The sequence below is a fragment of the Streptococcus sp. HMSC072D03 genome (assembly GCF_001812855.1).
In the GTDB taxonomy this organism is placed as follows: domain Bacteria; phylum Bacillota; class Bacilli; order Lactobacillales; family Streptococcaceae; genus Streptococcus; species Streptococcus salivarius_D.
Genome location: NZ_KV810682.1, coordinates 1 through 524, shown reverse-complemented (window position 1 = coordinate 524; position 524 = coordinate 1). Strand labels below are relative to the sequence as shown.

Below are 524 nucleotides of genomic sequence, written 5' to 3'. Positions count from 1 at the left end.
ACTTTCTTAGTTGTTGGGTTGTAGTAGTTTACTACTTGAGCCGCAGTATTTTCGATATCTGCACCACCAGGGACATCAGCTTTCACTGTTGTTGGGATGTCGAACTTGTAGTAACGTCCAAAGGCGAATTTAGTTGTGTCGATAACTTGTGTGTTTTCTGCATCGCCAAGTGACTTAGTGAAGCCAGCTTTAAGGGTTGCAGTGATCACACCACCTTCAACTTTGATATCGAATTTGGCTGTAACATCATCACCTGTTACTGAATCGTAGGCTTTAATCTTAGTAGCATCAAGGTCCAAGTTAGTTTCATCGTAGTCATCTGAGATTCCTACTGATTGGATGTTGTCCTTGTTAGCTGCGTCGAATTTAGTTGTATCCAACCAAACTTGGTAAACCAACTTATCACCACGTTTAACAGTCTTAGTGTTCAAGTTTTCTTTTTCGTTGTTTGATGCATCATCAGCGTATGGGTTCGCATTTGTGTCTGCGTACTTGTCTGCCAACTCTTTATCATCATCAACGAG

1 protein-coding gene is annotated in these 524 nt (G+C 41.2%); it reads right to left on the bottom strand.

The window, feature by feature from the left end:
- Positions 1-524, bottom strand: a 524-nt coding sequence (locus HMPREF2877_RS07225; RefSeq protein ID WP_141751052.1) for an SspB-related isopeptide-forming adhesin, incomplete at both ends; no start/stop codon positions are given.